This is a genomic window from Actinophytocola oryzae, from assembly GCF_004364325.1.
GTDB classification, from domain to species: Bacteria; Actinomycetota; Actinomycetes; order Mycobacteriales; family Pseudonocardiaceae; genus Actinophytocola; species Actinophytocola oryzae.
This window is the reverse complement of record NZ_SOCP01000003.1, coordinates 467,217-490,130: the sequence shown is the minus strand read 5'-3', so window position 1 is coordinate 490,130 and position 22,914 is coordinate 467,217. Positions and strand designations below refer to the sequence as shown.

At 69.2% G+C, this 22,914-nt stretch carries 20 protein-coding genes; 11 read left to right on the top strand and 9 right to left on the bottom strand.

The features are described 5' to 3' along the window. Window positions 1-24: 24 nt before the first annotated feature. The gene (locus tag CLV71_RS09660) at window positions 25-1,299 is read right to left on the bottom strand and encodes a hypothetical protein (RefSeq protein ID WP_133902292.1); all 1,275 of its coding nucleotides are present in this window, start codon (window positions 1,297-1,299) and stop codon (window positions 25-27) included. 261 nt (window positions 1,300-1,560) lie between these two features. Between CLV71_RS09660 and CLV71_RS09655 the strand changes: the two genes are divergently transcribed. Further along, window positions 1,561-4,647, top strand: coding sequence for a glycosyl hydrolase family 95 catalytic domain-containing protein (locus CLV71_RS09655; protein WP_243866325.1), 3,087 nt, complete (start codon window positions 1,561-1,563; stop codon window positions 4,645-4,647). On the opposite strand, the gene CLV71_RS09650 is transcribed toward CLV71_RS09655, so the two are convergent. After that, entirely contained in the window at window positions 4,576-5,304 is a 729-nt protein-coding gene (locus tag CLV71_RS09650; RefSeq protein ID WP_208297487.1) for an SDR family oxidoreductase, read from the bottom strand. The two genes, CLV71_RS09655 and CLV71_RS09650, sit on opposite strands and share 72 nt — an antisense overlap. Continuing rightward, window positions 5,301-6,251, bottom strand: coding sequence for a hypothetical protein (locus CLV71_RS50110; RefSeq protein WP_279588720.1), 951 nt, complete (start codon window positions 6,249-6,251; stop codon window positions 5,301-5,303). The genes CLV71_RS09650 and CLV71_RS50110 overlap by 4 nt, the downstream gene beginning before the upstream one ends. Window positions 6,252-6,290: 39 nt before the next feature. Here CLV71_RS50110 and CLV71_RS09640 point away from each other — a divergent pair, with 39 nt between their 5' ends. The 4 genes from CLV71_RS09640 to CLV71_RS09625 all read left to right on the top strand — a co-directional run bounded on the left by CLV71_RS09640 (window position 6,291) and on the right by CLV71_RS09625 (window position 9,106). Beyond that, window positions 6,291-7,271, top strand: a complete 981-nt coding sequence (locus CLV71_RS09640) for a DNA polymerase domain-containing protein (protein ID WP_133902291.1) — start codon at window positions 6,291-6,293, stop codon at window positions 7,269-7,271. Further along, the gene (locus CLV71_RS09635; protein WP_133902290.1) at window positions 7,268-7,771 is read left to right on the top strand and encodes a GNAT family N-acetyltransferase; all 504 of its coding nucleotides are present in this window, start codon (window positions 7,268-7,270) and stop codon (window positions 7,769-7,771) included. The genes CLV71_RS09640 and CLV71_RS09635 overlap by 4 nt, the downstream gene beginning before the upstream one ends. Window positions 7,772-7,904: 133 nt before the next feature. Then, window positions 7,905-8,927 carry a Scr1 family TA system antitoxin-like transcriptional regulator gene (locus CLV71_RS09630; protein ID WP_133902289.1) on the top strand — a complete coding sequence of 341 codons (1,023 nt, stop codon included), beginning with the start codon at window positions 7,905-7,907 and terminating at the stop codon, window positions 8,925-8,927. Continuing rightward, a complete protein-coding gene (locus CLV71_RS09625; RefSeq protein WP_133902288.1) occupies window positions 8,924-9,106 on the top strand; it encodes a DUF397 domain-containing protein in 183 nt (60 codons plus the stop codon). Before CLV71_RS09630 ends, CLV71_RS09625 begins: the two co-directional genes overlap by 4 nt. Here CLV71_RS09625 and CLV71_RS09620 read toward each other — a convergent pair. Genes CLV71_RS09620 through CLV71_RS09610 form a run of 3 tightly spaced genes read right to left on the bottom strand, consistent with a single transcriptional unit; the run spans window position 9,089 to window position 11,443 of the window. After that, window positions 9,089-9,670: a CE1759 family FMN reductase gene (locus tag CLV71_RS09620; protein WP_133902287.1), complete on the bottom strand. Its 582-nt coding sequence runs from the start codon at window positions 9,668-9,670 to the stop codon at window positions 9,089-9,091. The two genes, CLV71_RS09625 and CLV71_RS09620, sit on opposite strands and share 18 nt — an antisense overlap. Further along, on the bottom strand, window positions 9,667-10,752 hold the full coding sequence (locus tag CLV71_RS09615) for an LLM class flavin-dependent oxidoreductase (RefSeq protein WP_133902286.1): 1,086 nt from the start codon (window positions 10,750-10,752) through the stop codon (window positions 9,667-9,669). Before CLV71_RS09615 ends, CLV71_RS09620 begins: the two co-directional genes overlap by 4 nt. A 34-nt stretch (window positions 10,753-10,786) precedes the next feature. Further along, the gene (locus CLV71_RS09610; protein WP_133902285.1) at window positions 10,787-11,443 is read right to left on the bottom strand and encodes a phosphatase PAP2 family protein; all 657 of its coding nucleotides are present in this window, start codon (window positions 11,441-11,443) and stop codon (window positions 10,787-10,789) included. Between the two features lie 153 nt (window positions 11,444-11,596). Here CLV71_RS09610 and CLV71_RS09605 point away from each other — a divergent pair, with 153 nt between their 5' ends. Continuing rightward, on the top strand, window positions 11,597-12,274 hold the full coding sequence (locus tag CLV71_RS09605; RefSeq protein WP_133902284.1) for an ABC transporter ATP-binding protein: 678 nt from the start codon (window positions 11,597-11,599) through the stop codon (window positions 12,272-12,274). Beyond that, the gene (locus CLV71_RS09600) at window positions 12,271-14,499 is read left to right on the top strand and encodes an FtsX-like permease family protein (RefSeq protein WP_133902283.1); all 2,229 of its coding nucleotides are present in this window, start codon (window positions 12,271-12,273) and stop codon (window positions 14,497-14,499) included. Before CLV71_RS09605 ends, CLV71_RS09600 begins: the two co-directional genes overlap by 4 nt. An 84-nt stretch (window positions 14,500-14,583) precedes the next feature. Here CLV71_RS09600 and CLV71_RS09595 read toward each other — a convergent pair whose 3' ends face one another. After that, on the bottom strand, window positions 14,584-14,766 hold the full coding sequence (locus CLV71_RS09595) for a hypothetical protein (RefSeq protein ID WP_133902282.1): 183 nt from the start codon (window positions 14,764-14,766) through the stop codon (window positions 14,584-14,586). Window positions 14,767-15,282: 516 nt separating this feature from the next. On the opposite strand from CLV71_RS09595, the gene CLV71_RS09590 reads away from it, so the two are divergent. Together CLV71_RS09590 and mtnC are read left to right on the top strand one after the other, a co-directional pair. After that, entirely contained in the window at window positions 15,283-16,290 is a 1,008-nt protein-coding gene (locus tag CLV71_RS09590; protein WP_133902281.1) for a translation initiation factor eIF-2B alpha/beta/delta subunit family protein, read from the top strand. Next, a complete protein-coding gene (gene mtnC, locus CLV71_RS09585) occupies window positions 16,287-16,982 on the top strand; it encodes an acireductone synthase (protein WP_133902280.1) in 696 nt (231 codons plus the stop codon). The genes CLV71_RS09590 and mtnC overlap by 4 nt, the downstream gene beginning before the upstream one ends. 21 nt (window positions 16,983-17,003) lie before the next feature. Here mtnC and CLV71_RS09580 read toward each other — a convergent pair whose 3' ends face one another. Continuing rightward, complete coding sequence (locus CLV71_RS09580) at window positions 17,004-17,747, bottom strand: ABC transporter permease (protein ID WP_133902279.1); 744 nt, start codon at window positions 17,745-17,747, stop codon at window positions 17,004-17,006. Window positions 17,748-17,862: 115 nt separating this feature from the next. Between CLV71_RS09580 and CLV71_RS09575 the strand changes: the two genes are divergently transcribed. Together CLV71_RS09575 and CLV71_RS09570 are read left to right on the top strand one after the other, a co-directional pair. After that, entirely contained in the window at window positions 17,863-19,935 is a 2,073-nt protein-coding gene (locus CLV71_RS09575; RefSeq protein ID WP_133902278.1) for a DUF6351 family protein, read from the top strand. Between the two features lie 152 nt (window positions 19,936-20,087). Next, entirely contained in the window at window positions 20,088-21,443 is a 1,356-nt protein-coding gene (locus tag CLV71_RS09570) for a hypothetical protein (protein ID WP_133902277.1), read from the top strand. On the opposite strand, the gene CLV71_RS09565 is transcribed toward CLV71_RS09570, so the two are convergent. Then, on the bottom strand, window positions 21,389-22,873 hold the full coding sequence (locus CLV71_RS09565) for an AbgT family transporter (RefSeq protein ID WP_133902559.1): 1,485 nt from the start codon (window positions 22,871-22,873) through the stop codon (window positions 21,389-21,391). The two genes, CLV71_RS09570 and CLV71_RS09565, sit on opposite strands and share 55 nt — an antisense overlap. Between the last annotated feature and the right edge of the window lie 41 nt (window positions 22,874-22,914).

The window sequence follows — 22,914 nt, the reverse complement described above, 5'->3', positions numbered from 1 at the left end:
CACGCGGAGGACGCCTTCACGAGGTCAGCTCACCAGGGTGAAGCTGCCTTCTCCCTTGGGGACCGTCAGCTGGCCTCGGCAGGGTGCCTCTGTCACGACGACCCGGAACGGCCCCGCGATGGATGGCACCCGGTCGTCGCCGATCCAGATCGCCTGTAGCTCTCTGTCCGCGCATTCCGGCGGGAGGTCGGTGGCGGCCGTGGTGCCCTTGTGCACCACCACCTTCGCAGGCAGGCCTGTTTCGTACGGCGGCGCCGGGCTCGCCGCCACCTGCGGAGCCGCCACCGCCTGCGGTTCCTTCTTCGCACCCGGCAGGGACAGCGCATAGGCCGTACCACCGAACAGCGTCAGCATCGCCGCGACAGCCAGGATCCGCCGCGCCAGGCGGAAAGTGCCCCGCAGTTGCATCACGCCCGACTCAGCGAGCACCAGGTCCCGGTGGTCGTGGTACAGCTTCAGCTGGTCGTCTATCTCGGCCAGCTCCTGTTTCTTGACCGTCAGCGAAGCCCGTTCCTGGTCGAGTTTCGCGGCCGTCGCCGTGTGCATCGAGGCCGCCGCGTTCAGCTCGGTGTCCAGGACGGATCCCATGCGGCTTCGTAGCTCCTCCAGCAGCTCCTTCAGCGCCGCCGTCCGCTTCTCGTACGACTCGATCGCCACCGTGTGCCTCGCCACCAGCGGGGCCAGGCTCGCGTGTCTCGACTCCAGCTCGCCCAGTTTCTGGATCAGGTTCGTCACCGACGCGGGACGTTCCGACCCCAGGTTCGGGCCCAGGTGTGCCGACGACTCGGGGCCGTGCAGGATGTTCACCAGTTCGATCCTGGCGGCGATCCTCGGGTTCCAGGCCGCACTGAGCCTGCCCACCTTCAGCACCGGCTTCTCGTCGACCCAGAGGAAGCCCTTCTCGTCGGTCTCCTGCAGCCCCCGCAGGTCACAGTCCAGCTCGCCCAGGCTGACGTCCTCCGGTTCGTTGACCAGCGATACCGAGATCACCGCCGCCACGATCCCCGCCACCGCCACGAGTAAACCGCCGACCAGCCACAGGCTTTCCGGCCACCGCAGCTCCACGTCCGCTATCGCGGCGAACGGCAGCGAGCCGAAGATCAGGATGCCCACCGCCGCGAAGGCGGCCAGCATCCACCTCGCGGTCTTCTGGTAGCTCTGCCTCGCGGTCGTCGCCATCCTCGTCGCCGCCGAGTTCGTCGGGACCGCGCTCTCCGGTGGCGGCTCGTCGGCAGCGGCCGCCGTCTCCACGAACCTGCGCATCGTCTCGGCCACTTCGGTCAGTTTCGCCATGTCCATGTGCCCCCCACTGCTTGCTGGTCGGCCATAGGTATCACGCGGGGTGGTCGGATCAGTCGGGCGGGTTACTGGACTCTCATACATCCGATGTCTAGCCTCGTGGTGTCGATCCTTTACGCGAGGGATGTACTGAATATGCGCGTTCAGCGAAGAGCGTCCTGCCTCCTCGCGGTCGTGGTTCTCGCCACGTCCGCGCTGCTCACGGCCGTCGCACCTGCTCAGGGCGCGGGCCACCCGGACCGGCGACCGCACGATTCCGGCATGACCCTGTGGTATGACGAACCGGCCACCGACTGGGAGTCCCAGTCACTCCCCATCGGCAACGGCGCGCTCGGGATGAGCGTCTTCGGTGGCGTCCGCACCGAACAGCTGCAGTTCAACGAGAAGACACTGTGGACGGGCGGCCCCGGCTCACCCGGCTACGACTTCGGGAACTGGCACCAGCCCCGGCCGGGGGCCATCGCCCAGGTGCAAGATCGGATCAGTGCCGAGCAGCAGGTCACCCCGGAGTGGGTGGCGGGCGTGCTCGGGCAGCCCAAGACCGGCTTCGGCAGCTACCAGACGTTCGGCGACGTTCGGCTCACCCAGCCCGAGGAGCCCGCCGACGTGACCGGCTACCGGCGCAGCCTCGACATCGGCGCGTCCGTCGCAGGCGTGTCCTATGAGTCCGGTGGCGTCACCTTCTCGCGCGAGTACTTCGCCTCCGCCGCCGACGACGTCATCGTCGCGCGGGTCGGGGCCGGCCGACGGGGCAAGGTCAGCTTCACCACCTCGATCACCGCGCCGGACAACCGGTCCAAGGCCGTCACCGCGCGGAACGGGCGGATCACCTTCGCAGGCAACCTCACCGACAACGGCATGCGGTTCGAGTCGCAGCTGCTCGTGCGCAACGACGGCGGCACCCGGACGGACAACGCCGACGGCACCGTCACGGTCGCGAACGCCGACTCCGTGACCCTGGTGCTCGCCGCCGGCACCGACTACTCCCTCACCTACCCGACCTACCGGGGCGCCGACCCGCACCGGAGCGTCACCCACCGGGTCGACGCCGCGGGCCGGAAGTCCTTCCAGGCGCTCAAGGCCGCGCACACCGCCGACTACAGGCGACTCTTCGACCGCGTCTCCCTCGACGTGGGGCAGCAGATGCCCGACCTCCCCACCGACGACCTCCTCCGCGCCTACCGCGACGCGACCACGCCACCCGCGACCCGCAAGGCCCTCGAGGTCCTGTACTTCCAGTACGGCCGCTACCTCCTCATCTCCTCCTCCCGCGCGGGCTCGCTGCCCGCGAACCTCCAGGGGGTCTGGAACAACACGACCTCACCGCCCTGGAGCGCCGACTACCACGTCAACATCAACCTCCAGATGAACTACTGGCCCGCCGAGACCACCAACCTCGCCGAGACCGCCGGCCCCCTGTTCGACTACGTCGACAGCATGGTCCCGCCAGGCAGGAAGACCGCGCGGGACATGTTCGGCAACCGCGGCTGGGTCGTGCACAACGAGACCAACCCGTTCGGGTTCACCGGCGTGCACGACTGGGCGACCTCGTTCTGGTTCCCCGAGGCGGGCGCGTGGCTCGCCCAGCACTACTACGAGCACTACCTGTTCACACAGGACAGGGACTTCCTGCGCCGCGAGGCCTACCCGATGATGCGTGACCTCGCGACCTTCTGGTTCGACGAGCTGGTCGAGGACCCGCGTGACGGCAGGCTCGTCGTCAGCCCCAGCTTCTCGCCGGAGCAGGGGCCGTTCTCGGCGGGTGCCTCGATGTCGCAGGAGATCGTGTGGGACCTGTTCACCAACACCGCGGAGGCGGCGACCACGTTGGGGGACAAGGCCTTCGCGCGTGAGATCGGAGGCTACCTCGACCGGCTCGACCCGGGCCTGCGCGTCGGTAGCTGGGGACAGCTGCAGGAGTGGAAGGAGGACTGGGACGACCCGAACAACGACCACCGGCACGTGTCGCACCTGTTCGCCCTGCACCCCGGCCGGCAGATCACCCCGCAGGAGGACCCGGAACTGGTGAACGCCGCGAAGGTGTCACTCACCGCACGCGGTGACGGCGGCACCGGCTGGAGCAAGGCCTGGAAGATCAACTTCTGGGCGCGGCTCCTCGACGGCAACCACTCCCACACGATGCTGGAGGAACTGCTCAAGAGCAGCACCCTGGACAACCTGTGGGACACCCACCCGCCGTTCCAGATCGACGGCAACTTCGGCGCGACGGCCGGTGTCGCGGAGATGCTGCTGCAGAGCCAGCGCGGCGTCGTCGACGTGCTGCCCGCCGTGCCGGACGAGTGGGCGACGGGCTCGGTCAAGGGGCTGCGGGCACGCGGTGACGTCACCGTCGACACCGACTGGGTCGGCGGCGTGCCCACCCGCATCGCGCTGGCTGCCGGGAGGACGGCGCCGATGACCGTGTCCAGCAAGCTGTTCGACGGGTTGTTCCAGGTCGTCGACAAGCGGACGGGCAAGCGGGTGCCGTTCCGGCGACACGGCAACGAGATCACCATCAGGGCCGTGGCCGGGCACACCTACGTGGCCACCTCGGGGGTGTCGGTGTCCGTCGCCGCACCGCCGCAGGCCGACGCGGGTGTCCCGTTCGGCGCGACCGTGACGGTCACGGCCCGCGACCGGGACGTGCCGGGCGCGACGCTCGCCCTGACCGCACCCGAGGGCTGGACCGTCGAACCGGCCTCGCAACCGTTTGCGACCCTCCGGCGTGGACAGTCCCGGACCTACACCGTCCACGTCACGCCCGCCGCGGGCACCGCGAGCCGCCAGAGCATCCAGGCGGTGCTAGCCGGTGACGGGTGGCGGTCGACGGGAGTGGCGGCTTTGCGGATCGAGCCGATGACACCGTGTCCGGTTCCGGCCGGGACCGTCGTCGCGTGGGACCCGGACAGTGGCACCACGGTGACCGACGCGTCACCGAACGCCCGACACGCGACGGTGAACGGGACTGACCGGCGCGGTCGACCGGGCCGCGATCATCCCGGCCGCCCTGTCCGCAGAGGAGGTCCCGGACTGGCGCACCAGGGCAACGGACCCGGGACCGCACTGAAGGGCGCCTTCGTAACGGTGGGTGTACTGAAGGGCGCCTTCGTAACGGTGGGTGTACCGATGGGCGCCTTCGTAACGGTGGGTGTACTGAAGGGCGCCTTCGTAACGGTGGGCGTACTGAAGGGCGCCTTCGTAACGGTGGGTGTACCGATGGGCGCCTTCGTAACGGTGGGCGTACTGAAGGGCGCCTTCATTGCGTTGGGCGGGGGCCTAGCCGCGGCCGATGTAGGGCATGTTCGTGGCCATCACGGTCATGAACTGCACGTTCGCGGTCAGGGGTAGCTCGGCCATGTGCAGCACCATGTCGGCCACGTCGTCGGCGTTCATCGTCGGCTCCGGCATGGTGCTGCCGTTGGCCTGCAGCACCCCCGAGCCCATGGCGGCGGTCATGTCCGTCGCCGCGTTGCCGATGTCGATCTGCCCGCACGCGATGTCGAACTCGCGGCCCTCCAGCGACAGCGCCTTCGTGAGACCCGTGATCGCGTGCTTGGTCGCGGTGTAGGCCACGGCGTGCGGGCGCGGCGCGTGCGCGGAGATGGAGCCGTTGTTGATGATCCGCCCGCCACGCGGCTCCTGTGTGGACATCAGCCGGAACGCGGCCTGCGCGCACCAGAACGCGCCGTTGAGGTTGGTGTCCACGACCGCCTGCCAGTCCTCGGCGTCGACGGACGCGATCGGCCCGCCCCGCCCGAACAGGCCCGCGTTGTTGACCAGCAGGTCCAGGCGGCCGAAGCGGTCGCGGACCACGTCGAACAGCGCGGTGACCGACTCGCGCGAGCGGACGTCGGTGACCACAGCGGTGCCGCCGGTCTCGGCGGCGACCTCGTCGAGCGACGACGCGGTCCGGCCGGCGACCACCACGTGGTAGCGCGTCGCCAGACGAACCGCCATCGCCCTGCCGAGCCCGCTGCCGCCGCCGGTGACGACAGCGGTCCTCACGCGATCTTGCGGGGGCCGATGAACGCCGCGAGCGCGGCAAGCACGTAGCCCGCCGCCGGGCCGTACGCGCCGATGCCGAGGTCCCCGAGGCCCTGGCCGCCCGTCATGTCGTTCAGCGCGGCCACGTGCACGCCCGCGCACACCAGCAGGATGATCCCGCCGACGATCCGGAACGTCGACATGGCCATCCGCAGCATGAAGATCACCACGACCAGCACGGCAAGCGCGATGACGCCGTAGATGATCTCCTTGCGGGAGAAGTCGAACCCGCCGCCGCCGATCGAGTCCCAGCCGAACCGCAGCGCGAGCGCCGCGACGCCGATGATCGCCAGGATCGCCCAGATGACCTTCATGGCCACGGACTGGATCACCGCCACCAGCGACAGCAGGACGCCGAGCACGGCCAGCGGGTAGCTGAACAGCAGCACGTACGCGCCGCCGAAGCCGTTCTCACCGGTGTGACGGAGCAGGTTCCAGATCTTGGGCAGCTCGGTGGTGCCGCCCGCCGCGGAGATCCACGGCAGCACGGTGAGGCTCAGCACCTGGACGACCAGCCCGAGGAGGCTCAGGACGAGCCCGAGACCGGGGATCCGGAACCCGCGGCCGCCGTCGTCGTCGTAACGCTCCGGCTCGGGCCGGGGTCTCTCCGCGGGCTGACGCGCGGCCGGCTGGCGGTACCCGCGGTCGTCGTACCCGCGGTCGTCGTACCCGCCGCGGTCGTACCCCTGGTCGTAGCCCTGGCCACGGCCCTGGACGTAGCCGCGGTCGTCGTAGCCGCCCTGGTCGTAGCCGGGCTGGTAGCCGCCCTGGTCGTACCCCTGGTTGCCGCGGTGCAGGTCGGGATGGCCGCCACGGGGCGGGTAACCCTGCTGGTACTCGTCCGGCGGGTACTGCCTCGGTCGTGGTGGGTACTGTTCGTCTCGGTACGGTCCTCCTGGTCGGGACATGCGGGCACCGTACCTTCCGGAAGGCTAAAGTCGCAGCCCATGGGCTCGGCGAAAAGCACGGAGTCGCGGGCGGATGTGCCGCTGACGAACCTGGACCAGCCGCTGTTCGACGGCGCGGACGCGACCAAACGGGACCTCGTCGACTACCTCGACGCGGTCCACACGCGGCTCCTGCCCGCGCTGAAGGACCGGCCGCTGTCGGTGGTGCGGGTGCGTGCCGGGCAGGAACCGTTCATGCAGAAGAACGTGCCGAAGTACGCGCCGGAGTGGCTGCGGACCTACGCGCACTGGGCGGAGTCGTCACAGCGCGAGGTGCACTACGCGCTGTGTGACGACCGGCGCTCGCTCGTGTGGTTCGCGAACCAGCGGGCGGTCGAGTACCACGTGACGCTGTCGAGGGTGCCCGCGCTCGACCGGGCCACACACCTGGTGCTGGACCTCGACCCGCCGGAGGGCTCGGACTCGTTCGGCGCGGCCGTGAAGGGCGCGCTGCTGGTGCGCGAAGCACTCACCGACCTGGGCCTGACCGGCGTGGTGAAGACGAGCGGCGCGAAGGGCGTGCACGTCATCGTGCCGATCTCGAACGACATCGAGATGCCGGACATGGCGGCCGCGACCAGGGCGATCGCCGCGCGAGCCGAACGCGTCGACCCTGACGTGGCCACCACCGCCTACATCAAGGCGGACCGGGGCGGGAAGGTCTTCATCGACTCGACCAGGGCAGGCGGGGCGACCGTGGTGTCGGTCTACAGCCCTCGGGTGCGGCCGGGTGCGCCGGTTTCGTTCCCGGTCCCGTGGGACGAACTGGAGAACGTGGGTCCGCGCGACTTCACGATCCGCAACGCGGCGGAACTGCTGGGCGATGGCGACCCGTGGACGGACGCGCTGCCGGAGCCGCAGCGGCTGCCCGCCGACCTGATCGCGGAGGGGCACGAGATCCCGGTGGCGCGGGTCGCGGCCATGCACGAGGGCAAGCGCCGCAAACGAGCCGCGGAGAAGGCCGCCCGGGACGACACGTGAGCGACGAGGAACTGCTGACCGAGCGGCTGACGCTGAGCAGACCGACGCCGACCGACATCGACGCGATCCTCGCCATCCACGCCGACCCGTTGGCGTGCAAGCACAACCCGTCGGACGCGCTCGTGACGCGCGAGGACGCCACTGGCCTGTTCTACCGGTGGGACGCGCACTGGCACGCCAACGGCTTCGGCTACTGGGTCGTGCGCCGTCGGGGTTCGGCCGTGGCGCTGGGGTTCTGCGGGTTGAAGTACATCAGCGAGCGGGTGCTCAACCTCTTCTACCGCTTCGCGCCCGACTACTGGGGGCAGGGCATCGCGACCGAGTCGGCGACGGCGGTCGTGCGGAGGGCTACGTCGAGGCTGCCGGACCATTCCGTCATTGCCCGCGTCCGCCCGGACAACGTCGCCTCACAGCATGTCGCCATCCGGGCCGGCCTCGGCCGCGCCGAGCACCTCGACGGCAACGGCGAGGACGGGCTCGACTGGGTCTACGTTCTTTAGCAGGCCCTGGTCACGCGGGAATCCGCTGGGCTCGAATGCCAGAAGCTCTTCCTGCGTTCTACCTTCGTTTCGGCACCGTTGAGCGGCATTCTCCAGCGAGTCGGAGAGATGTATCCATTCGCCCTGGCCGCTCATGACCACTTTTGCGGTCAGTTTACCTATCTCATTGACCACGGTTTGTAGCTGCCTGAGGGCGCCTATTTGTGAAGCCGTCGCCTCGTTGGGGTTGATCATGGTCGAATCGCCTTCGGGGTGGTGCATTCTGAGTGGCCGGACGTGGTCCCGGACGCTACGCTCATTCCCGGGGAACCGGGTGGGTTCCCGCAGGAAGGGAATCCCGGGTATGTCTGATGCGAACCCGCAACCGCGTGACCGCATGTGGGGTATGCGCCTGCGGGCGATACGCACGGAGCGTTGCAAGTTGGCGATCGGGAAGGCCGCCGAACTCGTCGGGTGGCACCCGTCCAAGCTAAGCCGCACGGAGAGAGGGCAACGCAAAGTAACCGTTGGGGATTTCGCGACGTGTGTGACCGCATGGGGTCTACCCGTAGGTCACCGCGAGGAAATCCTGGCGGAACTCGCGGCGGGTTCAACCGGGTGGTGGGAACGGCCCATCCCCGGCGTTCACCAGGACGTAGGCACCCTTGCCGCATACGAGGAACAAGCCCGTGAGATCGTCAGCGTCGCGTTCGGTGCCGTTCCCGGCCTGTTGCAGACTCGTGAGACGGCGGCATCGATCGTGTCGTCGACGGTGCCCAAGGCCGATGTCGAGACGCGTTGGATGGCTCGACTGCAACGGCAACAGATCCTGGGAAGGGTGAAGTTCGCGGCGTTCATCGCCGAGCAGGCGATACGCACACCATGGGGTGGAGGCGACATATGGCGTGATCAACTGGAACGGCTGTTGAAAGCTGACGAGATCGGATACGGGGTAAGAGTTGTTCCCCAGTACCAGACAGAGATTCTGCTGAAGTCTTCGTGGCAATGGATGCGCTTCCCCCACACTCCACCCGTGGTCCACGTCGAGCTGGACTCCGGGGCCGTGTTCGTCCACGAGGCCGATCGGTACACCAAGATCATTGAACGCCTGGAAAAGGTTGCGTTCTCCAGGACTGAGAGCCGTATCCTTATCAGGCAACTCATCGAAGGGGCATGACCATGACGTGGCGTAAGTCGTCGTTCAGTGACCCGGACAACTGCGTGGAGATCCGTTCGGACCTCCACGCCATCCGGGACACGAAGCATCCCCAAGTGATCTTGTCGGTTGGAGACTCCACGTTCGGTCGGCTGGTGAAGTTCGTGCAAGCTGAGCGTGGGTCAGGGCTTCTTCCGTAGCGCGGCCAGCTGCTCGGCGAACGGAACCAGCTCCTCCTCGACGTGCCGGGCCGGGTTGCGCAGGAGCAGGTCGGTCAGTTCCCCGGCCGCCCGGTCGATACGCGTGGCCAGCTCCCCGTCCGCCCAGTCCGCCGACGCCGCGTACACGCCCGTCGGCACGACCACCGCGTGCAGGTACGCGAACATCGGCCGCATCGCGTGCTCCAGCGCCAGCGAGTGACGCGCCGTTCCACCCGTCGCCGCGATCAGCACCGGCTTGCCGGTCAGCGCCTCGGCGTCGACCAGGTCGAAGAACGACTTGAACAACCCGCTGTACGACGCCGTGAAAATCGGCGTCGCCGCGATCAGGGCGTCCGCCTCCGACACGGCCGTCAACGCCTCGCCCAGTCTCGGTGACGGGAAACCCGCCACCAGGTGGTTCGCGATGTCGACCGCCAGGTCACGCAGCTCCACCACGCGCACCTCGACCTCCACGCGGGCCTCCACCGCGGTCGAGAGCCGGTCGGCCAGCAGGCGGGTCGACGACGGCTGTGTCAGACCCGCCGAGACGACCACGAGCCTCATGCCGACACCTCCTCCCGCGCCGCCGCCACCAGCGACTCGTGCGTCGGCGCCTCCGCGACCCCCGGCGCCCGACGGGCCGCGAACTCCGCCCGCAGCACCGGGACGATCTCACCCAGGTGGTCCAGCTGCTCCAGCACCGTCTTCAGCGGCAGACCCGCGTGGTCCATCAGGAACAGCTGGCGCTGGTAGTCACCGAAGTGCTCCCGGAACGTCAGCGTCCTGTCGATCACCTGCTGCGGCGAACCGACCGTCAGCGGCGTCTGCGACGTGAAGTCCTCCAGCGACGGCCCGTGCCCGTACACCGGCGCGTTGTCGAAGTACGGCCGGAACTCGTCCACCGCGTCCTGCGAGTTCTTCCGCATGAACACCTGCCCGCCGAGCCCCACGTACGCCTGCTCCGGCGTGCCGTGCCCGTAGTGGCTGAACCGCTCCCGGTACAGCGCGATCAGCCGCTGGAAGTGGGACGCGGGCCAGAAGATGTGGTTGGCGAAGAAGCCGTCGCCGTAGTACGCCGCCTGCTCGGCGATCTCCGGGCTGCGGATCGAGCCGTGCCACACGAACGGCGGCACACCGTCGAGCGGCCTCGGCGTCGACGTGAAACCCTGCAGTGGCGTGCGGAACCGGCCCTCCCAGTCGACGACGTCCTTGCGCCACAGCTCGTGCAGCAGCGCGTAGTTCTCGATCGCCAGCGGGATGCCCTGGCGGATGTCCTGGCCGAACCACGGATACACGGGCCCGGTGTTGCCCCGGCCCATCATCAGGTCCACGCGGCCGTCGGCGAGGTGCTGGAGCATCGCGAAGTCCTCGGCGATCTTCACCGGGTCGTTCGTGGTGATCAGCGTCGTCGCGGTGGACAGGATCAGGCGCTCGGTGCGTGCGGCGACGTAGCCGAGCATGGTCGTGGGTGAGGACGGCACGAACGGCGGGTTGTGGTGCTCGCCGGTCGCGAACACGTCCAGCCCGACCTCCTCGGCCTTGAGCGCGATCGTGACCATGGCCTTGATCCGCTCCCGCTCACTCGGCGTCACGCCGGTGGTCGGGTCGGTGGTGACGTCCCCGACGGAGAAGATCCCGAACTGCATCGCACCTGTCCTTCCCAAGTAGTTGCAATCTCAACTACTCCTCCGGAACAGTACCGGACGTGCCGCTATTCCCACTCATCAGGTTGGCGACCGTGAAGCAGATCGTGAGCCACAGCACCCCGACCAGCCAACCCGCCAGCACGTCCGACGGCCAGTGCACACCCAGGTAGACGCGGCTGAACCCGATCAGCAGCACCAGCAGCACACCCACCGAGGCGACCACCGCCCGCGCCCTGCCCGTCCGTCCCCGGAGCGCCAGGACGACCAGCAGCCCGAGCACCACCATCGAGTTGAGGCTGTGCACCGACGGGTACGACCAGCTGTTGACGAACACTATGTGCTCCGACAGCGACGGCCGGGGCCGCTCGACGAACACCTTCAGCACCGGGCCGACGAGGAAGATGCCCGCCGCGCCGAGCACCACGAGCAGCCCGTCGCCACGCCTGCCGAGCCGGGTCAGCCAGATGGCCGAGGCGAGCGCGACGACGATCAGCGACGGCGTGCTGCCGAACCGGGTCGCACCCACCATGACGTGGGTCAACGCGCCGTTCCGGTGCGCGATCACCCAGTCCCGGAACGTGCCGTCGAGTACGCCGACCGCCTCGTGCCGCACGACGACGACGGTCAACGCCACGAGGCCGAGCGCGGCCACCAGCACCGCGACTCCCACGGCCTGCGTTGATCGAGTCATGCCGACAACGTTAGGTGGCCGATCGGCCGGCCGCGGGTCGGCCGATCGGCCAGTGGCCGCCGCCCGGTCCTGGCCATCTGCCCGACGTGCCCGACCGGTCACTCCCGGCAGGGTTCTCGCCAACAGGGAAGCGGCTAGGTGGAAGGGATCGACATGACAGGGCTGCTGTCGGGACGGGGCTTGGTCAAACGCTACGGAGACGCGTACGCGCTGGCCGGCGTGGACATCGACATCGCAGCGGGGGAGGTGCTCGCGATCGTCGGCCCGTCCGGGTCCGGCAAGACGTCGCTGCTGCACGTGCTCGCCGGCATCCTCAAGGCCGACCAGGGCGTGATCACGCTCGGCGGCCAGCGGGTCGACCAGCTGAACGAGACCAAGCGCAGTGAGCTGCGGCGCACCGAGTTCGGCTTCGTGTTCCAATCCGGGATGCTGGTGGCCGAGCTGACCGCCGAGGAGAACGTCGCGCTGCCGCTGCTGCTCGGCGGGCGCGACCGGAACATGGCCGTGTCCACCGCACGCGACTGGCTCGGCCGCGTCGGGCTCGGCGGCAAGGAGATGCGCAGGCCCGGCGAGCTGTCCGGCGGCGAGGCGCAGCGGGTCGCGATCGCGCGGTCCATCGCCCACCGGCCGAAGGTGATCTTCGCGGACGAGCCGACCGGCGCACTGGACACGCGCACCGGCCACGCGACGGTCAACACGCTGATCGGTGCCGCCCACGAGACCGGCGCCGCGCTGATCATCGTGACCCACGACCGCGACATCGCCGCGATGGTCCCGCGTGTCGTCGCCATCCGCGACGGCCGCATCGAGACCCCGGTGGCAGCGGCGTGAGGTCATACCAGCTCGCGTGGCGGGTGCTGCGTGTCGACCGGCGCACCCAGGTCTCCACCACGCTGACCGCCTTCGGTGTCGCGGTCGCCACCGGTCTCGTACTGCTGCTCGTCAGCCTGCCGTTCGCGACGCACGCGCGGGCCGAGCGCACGCTGTGGCAGAACCCCCGCCTCTCCGCGGGCTACGACGGGGCGAACGGCGGGGAGAACGTGCCAGGCGCGACGGTCAGCGTCGCGACGAGCGAGGACGAGGTCGACGGCAGGCGCATCATCCGGGTGGACGTGGCGCCGCTGGTCGACGCGTCGAAGGTCGAGCTGCCTGCCGGGATCGACCGCCTGCCCGCGCCGGGGGAGATGCTCCAGTCACCGGAGCTCGCGGCCCTCGCGGCCAACCGGCCCGCTGCCGAGGTGGCGGACCGCTTCGGCGCGAGGCCCGTCGGGTTGCTCGGCGACGACGCGCTGATGTTCCCGGAGCAGCTGGTGGCCTTGGTCGGGCACGCGGCGGACACGATGCCGGTCAACGCGATGAAGCTGCCGCGCATGGTGTCGGGGACCGCCGAGGTGGACCCGCTGCTGTCGTTGCTCGCCGGGGTCGGCGTGGTCGTGCTGCTGGTGCCGAGCCTCGTGCTGGTGGCGTCCGCGTCCCGGCTGACGGCCGCGCGGCGCGAGCGCAGGCTTGCCGCGCTCCGGCTCGCGGGTGCGACGCCCGCACAGGTCACGGCCATGGTCGCGGCCGAGACGGGTCTCGCTGCGGTGGCGGGCGCGGTCATCGGCGTGGCGGCCAGTCCCGTGCTGCACGCGCTGGCGACGTGGGTGCCGTGGGGTGGCGGCACGTGGTACGCGGACGACTTCGGCCTGCCGTGGTACACGCTGGTGGTCATCGCGGTCGCGGTGCCGGTGCTGGTGGTCGGCGCTGCGGTCCTGGGGCTGCGGCGCGTGGTGAACACGCCGCTGATGGCCGTCGGCGGGCACACCCGCAAGCCGCTGAGCCCCGCGCGGCTCGCGATCGTGCCCCTCGCGATCGCGCTGTTCTTCTGGACCCTGACGTCCACGAACCTGTCCGGCTCGATGCTGCCGGTGCTGGTGTCGCTCGCGATCCTCATGTGGTCGCCGACGATCGTGGGACCGTGGGTGACCTCCGCGCTCGGCGGGGTGTTCACGAAGGTGTGGCGCAGGCCCTCGGTGTTGCTGGCGGGCAGGCGGCTGCGGGACGACCCCAGGGCGGCCTACCGGGCGTCGGCGGGTGTCGTGCTCGCGGTGTTCGCCGGTTCGATGGCGCTGACGCTGATGCCGAGCCTCGAGTCGCAGTCGGGCTACGCGAGCGCGTACCGGGACTCGGTGCTGTACATGGGCACGGACCCGGAGCAGGCGCCGGACATCGTGTCGTCCGTCGACGACAGGCTGGCGCGCTACGGGCTGGCGGAGCGCGCGGCGTCGGTCGGGTCCCTGAGCCTGAAGCAGGGCTCGCAGTACCTGCCTGGCTATGTCGTCTCGTGCGCCGACGCGCAGGTGCTGCTGCCGGTCGACGTCTCGTGCGGCTCGAAGCCCGCGATCTACGCGCCGTCCTCGTCGCCGCTCGACACGGTGTCCTACGAGGGGGCGAACAGCACGGAGAAGACCAGTCCGCTGCCCGGCGAGCCGGTCGTGTCGTCCGGCCTCGGCATGGTGTTGGTCGACCCGGCGCTGCTGCCCGCCGACACCGAGCTGTCCGGTGTGGACATCGCGGTGCCCGCGTCGGACGGGTCGCGGGAGAAGGCCAGGACGGCGCTGCTCGCCGCTTCGGGGGGCGCGCAGGTGATCAGCAAGGAGATGATGCTGGGTAACCAGGACACGCAGCTGGCGGACCTCCGCAGGGTGACGGTGATCGGTCTGGTGACCGCGTCGGTGCTGGGAGGTCTGAGCGCGGCGATCGCGACGGCGGGCTCGGTGATGGACCGGCGGCGCACGTTCGGCGCGCTGATGGCCGCGGGCACCCCGGTGCGGACGCTGTCCAGGGCACTCAGGACGGAGGCGGCACTGCCCGCGCTGGTGGCGACCGTCGGCGCGGGTGCGCTGGGCACGGCCGTGGGGATCGGGCTGTTCGGCCTGGTGTCGAAGAGCGTCGCGGTGATCAGCCCGTGGCTCGCCGCCCCGGTGGTGCTGGGCGCGCTGGTGGCGCTGCTGGCGGCTTCGGTCTGCACCCCGGCTCTGAAACGAGTCAGAGCGGAGCCCCTCGCCGACGAGTGAGGCACCAGACGCGCAGCCGGCCCGTTCTCCGGGGAGAACGGGCCGGCTGATGCACGTGCAGGAACGTCTTGTCAGGCCTCGGACTCAGCGTCGCTGGGCGTCGGCAAGCTCGGCGCGCATCCTGACCAGGATGGCGTGGGCGTCGACCACCTCGTCACGCAGCAACAGGTCCGCCGCGAGGCGGACACCGTCGCACTGGGGACGAACCCGGCAGCTGTCACCGAGGGCCGCGGTCCTGGCCAGCGCCGTACGGAGGTCGTCAGCCAAGCCGACGGCCTTCTGAGGGCCGCTGGTGAGCCGCGACAAGACCTTCTCAACCCCCACGAGCAGCTCGTGGCCGGCGCGCGGCCGAATGTCCGGTGGTAGGTCCACCACCCTCGGTCCCGGCATCGATCTTGGTACGGCCTCGGTCGCCATACGGTCCTCCTCGTCGTTGAGGTCTGCCCTCCGAATTCCTCGGCAGGATGGGGTCAAACCTGAAGACATTCCAATGGGTGATGGCCCACTTGCGACAGTCCGATCACGTGAAACCCGATTGGCGCGCCAGTGAACCTCAGCTGAGTCCCAAGATCTGGGCGCAGTGCTCAAGGGTTGAACGCAGTGCATAACGGTTGCTCCGGCCGGGTGACACGGATGGGGGGACGTGCCGAAGAGGGCGTCAGCGGTGATCTTCCTACTCTCCCCCGGAGTGCCGGCAACCGGGTACGGCTGGGATGCCCCGGACCGGCCTCGGCGCTACCGTCGAGAGCACCGACTCGGACCTCGACGTCTGGGGGCGCGCACATGAACACCTGGCGGGAACCGGTCCTCGCGAACAGCGTCCGGCTCACCGGCGACGGCGTCGAGATCCTCGACCGGCGCGTGTTCCCCGCCGAGCGCACGTGGATGCGCTGCGGGAGCGTCGAGGAGGTCGCGAAGGCCATCGAGGACATGGTCACCCAGTCCTCCGGGCCGTACTTCGCGGCGCTGTGGGGCATGGTGCTCGCCGCCCGCGAGGCCGCGTCACTCGAGGTCGAGGACGCCCGCGCGCACCTCGAACGGGCAGGTGCGCGGCTCGTCGCCACCCGGCCCACCAACGACCAGCCGCGCGAGGCCGTGCACGCGGTGCTGTCCCACGTGGACGGACAGACCGGCGAGGCGTTGGTCGCCGCGGCGCTCGGTGGCGCGCGGGCGGGAGACGAGCGCTACCGGTCGCGCAGCGCCGCGCTCGGCAGGCACACCGCGGCGCTGCTGCCGGACGACGCGACCGTGCTCACCCACTGCTGGGCCGACCTCTACCTCGTCGAACTGGTGCGCGCCGCGCGTGACTCGGGCAAGTCCCTCGCGTTCTACTGCACCGAGACCCGGCCGTACCTGCAGGGCGCCCGGCTCACCGCGGAGACGCTCGCGGAGCTGGGCGTCGACACCACCCTCGTCACCGACGGGACGGGCGCGGCGGTCCTGTCCGGCGGCGGGGTGGACGCGCTGGTCACCGCGGCCGACCGGGTCACCATGGACGGCCACGTGGTCAACAAGGTCGGCACGCTGGGGCTCGCCGTGGCGGCCACCGCGTTCGACGTGCCCTTCCACGCGATGGTGCGGGCGCCGGACCGGCTGGCGCCCACCGCGGCGGACGTGCCGATCGAGTACCGCGACGGTGCCGAGTTACTCGGCACCGGTTCGCACCCGGCCATCCGAGGCCACTACCCGGCGTTCGACGTGACGCCACCGCGGTTCGTCACCACTGTGGTCACCGACCGCGGCCCATTCGACCCGCACGAGCTGAACCGTTACCACCAGGAGGTTTCGTGAACGCCGACTGGGTTGTCCTCGACGTCGAGGGCACACTCACCGCGACCAGCCAGACCGAGCACGTGCTCGGCGGCTACGCGCGGCCGAGGCTCGGTCCGTTGATCGAGGGGCACGGCGACGAGCCGGTCGTGGCGGAAGCCGTGGCACAGGCCAGAAAGCTCGGCGACCTGCCCGCGACGGCGACCACCGCCGAGGTCGTCACCGTCCTGCACGGCTGGATGGACGAAGGCCGGGAGGTCGAGCCGCTGACGACGTTGCAGGGTCTCGTCCGGGAGAAGGGCTACCGCGACGGCGACCTCGTCACCGAGCTGTTCGTCGACGTGGTCCCGAAGCTGCGGGTCTGGCACGCGGCGGGGACGGGACTCGCGGTGTTCTCGTCCGGTTCGGTCGCCGGGCAGGCCGCGTCGTTCACCCGCACCACTGACGGTGACCTGACCCCCCTGTTCCGCGCGTACTTCGACACCGTCAGCGCGGGCCCGAAACGCGAGATCGCGTCGTACCTCGCCATCGCCAGGGACCTCGGCGCCGACCCAGCACGGGTCGTGCTCTTCTCCGACACGCCCGCCGAGCTGGACGCGGCCGAGGACGCGGGCTGGCAGACCGTGAGCGTGGCCCGCCAGGGCGAACCCTTCGCTGACGCGGACTTCGGCACACACCGCACGGTCGCGTCGTTCATCGAGGTGTCCGAGTGACCGTCGTGCGGTTTCGGCAGGTCACGGCAGTTCGACGGGCCTGAGCTTGCGCGCGGCCACCAGCTCGACGGTGATCAGCACCGCGACGGCCTCGATCGCGAGCAGCGCGACCAGGACCAGGAGCTGCGTCGCGCCCGCCTGCACGGGTGAGCCGCCGCCGAGCAGGATGCCGACGAACGTGCCGGGCAGCGTGACCAGGCCGACCGTGCGGGTCTGGTCGAGTGCGGGCACCAGCGCCTGACCGGCGGTGGGGCGCACGATGAGGCGCGCCGCGTCGGCCGTCCGGAGCCCGAGCGCCAGGGCCGCCTCGTACTCGCCGCGCCGGGACACCAGCTCGTCGAGTGCCCGGCGGCCTGCCAGCGACGTCGCGGTCATCGCGCCGCCGATGAGGATGCCCGCGATCGGGATGACCGCGATCGGGTGCGTCGGCACCACGCGTGTGGCCAGCAGCAACGCGAGGATTGGCGCGACACCGCCCGCGATCGGGACCGCGGCCCAGCGGCTGTGGCGGGCCTTCGTGATGCGCCGCGCGGACGTCCACGCCGCGATGCTGAACATCAGCAGCACGAACCCGGCCGTCAGCCAGCCGCTCTTCAGCACGAGGACGATCACGAGGCTGACGGCGGCGAGCTGCGCGACCGCCCGCGCCGCGGCCGTGACCACCGGCCGCCACGACCCGATCCGGCCGACTCCGACGACCGCGGCGGCTGCCGCGACCAGCAGGACGAGCACGGCGACCAGCTGCCACCCGAAGACGACGTTCACGACCCACAAGGTCGCACACCCCGGCGGCCGGCCGGCGTAATGAAGGCGTCCTTCGTAACGCCCAGCGTCAGGAAGGCGTCCTTCAGTGCACCAGGCTACGGTCTAGGATCAGCGCGTGACCCGCGCCTACGCTGTCGCCACGGTCCTGTTCACCGCCGCACTGGCCCTGTCCGGGCTGTCGGGGGTGACTTCCGCCGACCCACGACCCGACGGCTTCGCCGTCGGAGTCGAGTCCAACACCAAACCGGAGTTCGTGAGCGGTGGCGACGTGCTGGTGCGCGTCGACCGGGGCAACCACGTGCGGGTGTGGCTCGGCGGCCGGGACGTCACCTCGAGCTTCACGCCGCAGCCGAACGGCACCCTGCTCGGGGTGGTGCGTGGCCTGCGCGACGGCACCAACGTGATCACCGCGACGGCCGACCGCGGCAGGCACGCGTCGGTGCGCGTGGTGAACCACCCGCGTTCCGGCCCGGTGTTCTCCGGCAGGCAGCAGGTGCCGTTCTACTGCCAGACCGAGGCGCACGGGCTCGCCCCGGCGAGCCAGCCGCTGTGCGAGGCGCCGACCGTCGTGCGGTACGCGTACAAGTCGACGTCGGGCCAGTTCGTGCCGCTCGCCGACCCCGCGACCCGGCCCGCGGACCTCGCCACGGCGACCGTCGAGGGCGTGACCGTGCCCTACGTCGTGCGTGTCGAGGTCGGCGTGATCGACCGCGCGGTGTACCAGATGGCGGCGCTGTACGACGGTGCCGACCCGTCGCCGGTGAAGCCGGAGACGGGCTGGAACGGGCGGCTGGTCTACAACTTCGGCGGCGGCTGCAACGGCGGCTACCGGCAGGGCGGATCGACCGCGCCGGTGCTGGAGGACCTGTTCCTGTCGCAGGGGTACGCGGTGGCGTCGTCGTCGCTGAACGTGCTCGACAACAACTGCGGCACCGTCATCTCGGCCGAGGCCGCGATGATGGTGAAGGAGCACTTCCTCGAGACGTACGGGCCCGCGCGGCACACCATCGGGTGGGGCGGTTCGGGTGGCGCCATCCAGCAGTACGACATCGCGGACGCGTACCCGGGCATCCTGGACGGCATCGTGCCGGGCATCTCGTTCCCGGACCCGCTGACGACGATGAGCCCGGTCACCGACTGTGGCCTGCTGAACGCCTACTTCGCCCGAGGGGGTTTCACCCCGGAGCAGCAGCGGGCCGTGTCCGGCTACAACACCTACGACACGTGCACGTCGTGGGGCCTGACGTTCTTCAACCGCGCCACGGCGACGGGCAGCTGTGACCCGATCATCCCGGTGGAGACGCGGTGGAGCCCGACGAACCCGTCCGGCGTGCGGTGCTCGGCGGCGGAGCAGTGGGTGAACCAGCTCGGCCGTGACCCGAGGACCGGGTTCGTGCGCGCGGTACTGGACAACGTCGGCGTGCAGTACGGGTTGGCGGCGTTGCGGTCGGGGCAGATCACCCCGGCCCAGTTCGCGGCGATGAACGCGGGCGTCGGCGGCCTCGACTACGCGGGCCGCCCGATTCCCACCCGTACGACGGCCGATCCCAGAGGACTGGCGGCGGCGTACTCGAGCGACCTGATCAACAGCGCGTCGGAGGGTCTGAGGTACACCCCGATCATCGACCAGCGGACGTACCTGGACCTGGTTCCGGTGGGGGACATCCACACGGCCGAGATGTCCTTCATCATGCGGGCACGCCTGCGTGCCGCCAACGGGACCGCCGCGAACCAGGTGATCATCGCCTCGTCGGTGGACCCGGCCCCCGCCGCGGCCGCGGCGGCCTACCAACTCGACGCGATGGACCGCTGGCTGAGCGCCATCGACGACGACGCCTCCCACCGCGACCCCGCCGCGAAGGTGATCGCGAACAAGCCCCGCGACCTCGCCGACGGCTGCTACGTGTCGCCGACGGAACGCGTCACCGAGCCGATGATCTACCCGTCGAGCGGCCGCTGCGGCGCGTTGTTCCCGGCTGCGGCGAACCCCCGCCTGGTGGCCGGCGCGAACCTGCCGATGACGACGATCAAGTGCCGCCTGAAGCCGTTGAACTTCCACGACTACGGCGTGACCTTCACCGCCGAGGAGAAGGCCCAGCTACGCCAGGCCTTCCCCACGGGCGTCTGCGACTACACCCGCCGAGGCGTCAGCGAACAACCGGCGAGGGGTCCGTGGCAGACGTTCTGACGCCTTTGTGAGTCCATTACCACTCCATAACGGAGTGGTGTACCCGAACGCGCCCGTGTAGCGATGTAGGTCTTTGTCGCGATGCGTCAACAACAGCTTCGATCCACATTGGAGCCGGCTGTGAGTGGGTCGGCAGAGCCTGGATGTGACGCATGACAACTACTGGTAGCTCGCCGCTGTGTGAACAGATTGTCGAATCCTTCGGGTCGCTCGTGAGTTCTACCTGCTTCAAAGCAATGATGGACGGCGAAAGGAACGTGCAGGCCGACGACCTGATCGTCGTCAACAACTCCTTCATCGAACGGAAAAGCATCAAGGTCAAGTCGACGAAGAGTCCGCAGTATCTGTGCGCGAACTACGATCAGCTCGACAACGTTGATGCCAGTGGACTCGGAGTGTGTACGCCGGACATGCTTCACAACAACTTCAGGCGCTACAGTGCGGGGTCCGGCAATATTCCTGCGCGCGTCTCCCTGGCGGAGGGGATAGACCGGAACCTGTCGGGCGTTGGAAAACTGATCTTTCTTCTCATCGGCACTGTCGATGACGACATCGAGGTGAGTGTCCCCCTGGAGTCGTCACTGTGCTCTCTGTTGCGTTTCGCACCGACCAACGACGAGTTGCTCACTCTGCGGGAAGGTGTGGTCGAGGTCAACGACGTCAAGTATCCTGACGCGCTGCGGACGGCACTTGCGGAGGCATGGGCCAGGAGGTCCAAGAGTGACGGATCGATCCCAGCCGACTTCGAGAAGAAGTTCGTTGGGGCGCTTCCCGTGCTTAGGGAGTTGGTGCACTCCGAGATCCAGCTTCCAGAAGGTGAGCTGGACGTCCGTGAAGGCACCCTGATGCGTCGGATGATCGACTCCCTCGTCAACGAGATCGCCGCGTATGACGCGGCGATAGCGCGCTGCGGTGGAGATCCCATGCGAGATGCTCAGTCGTTCTCCGACGTTCTGCGGATAGCTTACAACTTCGCCAGTGACTCGCAGAAGCTGATAACGCTCGTCGTCAGCTTGTGCGACCTCAAGCCACTGTTGTTGTGGGCGACTGTCGCCGAGCATTTCCGGCTGAGCCAATCCTTCAACGACCTTTCGGGGTCGAAGGAGACGAAGCCTTCGCCCACACTGTTCTACAGCACCGTTACCGGGGCTCGGAACCACGCCTTCCATGACCTCATTCGCATCGATCGAGCGATACAGGTCAGGGTCGAGGATGTTCGGCTCCAGGCTCGCAACCTCACGCTGTTTGCACCGCATGCCAAGAAGGGCGGCAACACGCTCACCTACGAGGACCAGGAGCTGGTGGAAGCTCTCACTCAGTTCACCCATGCACCCGAATCGGTGGTGACGCCGGAGTTCTGGGTGCGGTCCTCCCAGGTGATGCATGCCTTGGCCGAGTTGCTCGTCGCGATGGAACGGGCTTTGTTCTCGTTGAACAACGAGTGCGTGATGCGTTATCGCGACGGAGCGCCCGGCCCCCACGGGATGCCCAATAGCCACCAACCGTAGAACAGGAGCGTCCACATCACGGTCATGCCGATGGTCAGCGGGAGGGTGTAGGACGCCAGTGTGCCGATGCCCGCCGACTTGCGGTAGCGCTGCAGGAAGCCCAGTGCCATGACGAAGTACGGGCTCATCGGGGTGATGGCCGTCGAGCCGGAGTCGGCGATGCGGAACAGGGCCTGCGTGGTCTCCGGGGACACGTCGACCAGCATCAGCATGGGAACCAGGACCGGTGCGGCGATCGACCACATCGCGGAGCCGCTCGTCACCATCACGTTCACCAGTGTCAGCAACACGAGCACCAGCAGGAAGATCACGGCGATCGGCATGCCGCTGGACTCGAAGATCTCCGCCGCGCGCACCGCGAGCACGTCACCGATGTGGGTCCAGTCGAAGTACGCCAGGAACTGGGCTATCGCGAAGAACAGGACCAGCACCGGCGCCATCTGCCTGATGCCCTCCAGCATCAGCCTCGGCACGTCCCCCGGCCTCCTGATCGTGCCCGCCCTCGCGCCGTAGACGATCCCGGTCAGGCCGAACAGGAAGGCCACCACCGCGGCGATCCCGTCCAGCAGCGGTGACTCCACAATGGACCCGTGCTCACCACGCAGCGGCGACGTCGTCGGGAGCATGACGAGCACCAGCGCCACCAGCGCCACGGCCAGCGCCGCCAGCGACCAGCGCAGCGCCGAGCGCTCCTTCGCCGACAGCTCGAGGGTCGCCACGTCCTCCAGGTCCGCGTCCCGGTCCGCGTCCAGGTCGGGACGCCTGCTCAGCACGAACTTCGTGATCAGCGTGATCACCGTCGCCAGCAGCGCCGACGACGCTATGTTGAAGAACCAGTTCGACAGCGGCGAGACGTACACCTCTGGACTGATGATCCGGGCCGCCGCGGTCGTGATGCCCGCGAAGATGGCGTCGTTCGGGGTCGGGACCGGGCTCGCGTCGTAACCCGACGCTATCGCCGTGTACGCGACCACGATGCCGAGGATCGGTGACTTGCCGACGGCCCGGAAAGCCAGGCCGCCCAACGGAACCAGGATGATGTACGCAGCGGCAGACGCCACGTGTGCCACGGTGCCCGCGAACGCCACCGCGAAGACCACCCACGACGCGGGCACCCGCGACACGCCCACCCGCATCAGCGTGGCGAGGAAACCGCTGCGTTCGGCCACCGCGACACCCATGATCACGACCACGATCGTCGCCATCGGCGGGAACGACGCGAAGTTCTCCACCATCGTGGAGATCGCCATCGCCAGGCCGTCGCCGGACAGCAGGTTCTTCACGGCCACGGTCTCGCCGTCGCTGGGCGAGACCACCGACACGTCGAAGCCGGCAAGTACCGCGCTCACCACCGCCAGGACGGCGGCCAGGATCCAGAACAGCCAGAACGGGTGCGGTAGCGCGTTGCCGACCCGCTCCACCACCGCCATGGCCCGGACGATGCGGGGCAGCCGCTCCCGCTCGGCGGTCG

Bases quoted from the DNA above. Each gene is read 5' to 3' on its own strand.
- CLV71_RS09660 (WP_133902292.1), bottom strand. From the start codon at position 1,299: ATGGACATGGCGAAACTGACCGAAGTGGCCGAGACGATGCGCAGGTTC.
- CLV71_RS09655 (WP_243866325.1), top strand. From the start codon at position 1,561: ATGACCCTGTGGTATGACGAACCGGCCACCGACTGGGAGTCCCAGTCA.
- CLV71_RS50110 (WP_279588720.1), bottom strand. From the start codon at position 6,251: ATGTCCCGACCAGGAGGACCGTACCGAGACGAACAGTACCCACCACGA.
- CLV71_RS09640 (WP_133902291.1), top strand. From the start codon at position 6,291: ATGGGCTCGGCGAAAAGCACGGAGTCGCGGGCGGATGTGCCGCTGACG.
- CLV71_RS09630 (WP_133902289.1), top strand. From the start codon at position 7,905: ATGACCACTTTTGCGGTCAGTTTACCTATCTCATTGACCACGGTTTGT.
- CLV71_RS09625 (WP_133902288.1), top strand. From the start codon at position 8,924: ATGACCATGACGTGGCGTAAGTCGTCGTTCAGTGACCCGGACAACTGC.
- CLV71_RS09620 (WP_133902287.1), bottom strand. From the start codon at position 9,670: ATGAGGCTCGTGGTCGTCTCGGCGGGTCTGACACAGCCGTCGTCGACC.
- CLV71_RS09615 (WP_133902286.1), bottom strand. From the start codon at position 10,752: ATGCAGTTCGGGATCTTCTCCGTCGGGGACGTCACCACCGACCCGACC.
- CLV71_RS09610 (WP_133902285.1), bottom strand. From the start codon at position 11,443: ATGACTCGATCAACGCAGGCCGTGGGAGTCGCGGTGCTGGTGGCCGCG.
- CLV71_RS09605 (WP_133902284.1), top strand. From the start codon at position 11,597: ATGACAGGGCTGCTGTCGGGACGGGGCTTGGTCAAACGCTACGGAGAC.
- CLV71_RS09590 (WP_133902281.1), top strand. From the start codon at position 15,283: ATGAACACCTGGCGGGAACCGGTCCTCGCGAACAGCGTCCGGCTCACC.
- CLV71_RS09570 (WP_133902277.1), top strand. From the start codon at position 20,088: ATGACAACTACTGGTAGCTCGCCGCTGTGTGAACAGATTGTCGAATCC.
- CLV71_RS09565 (WP_133902559.1), bottom strand. From the start codon at position 22,873: ATGGCGGTGGTGGAGCGGGTCGGCAACGCGCTACCGCACCCGTTCTGG.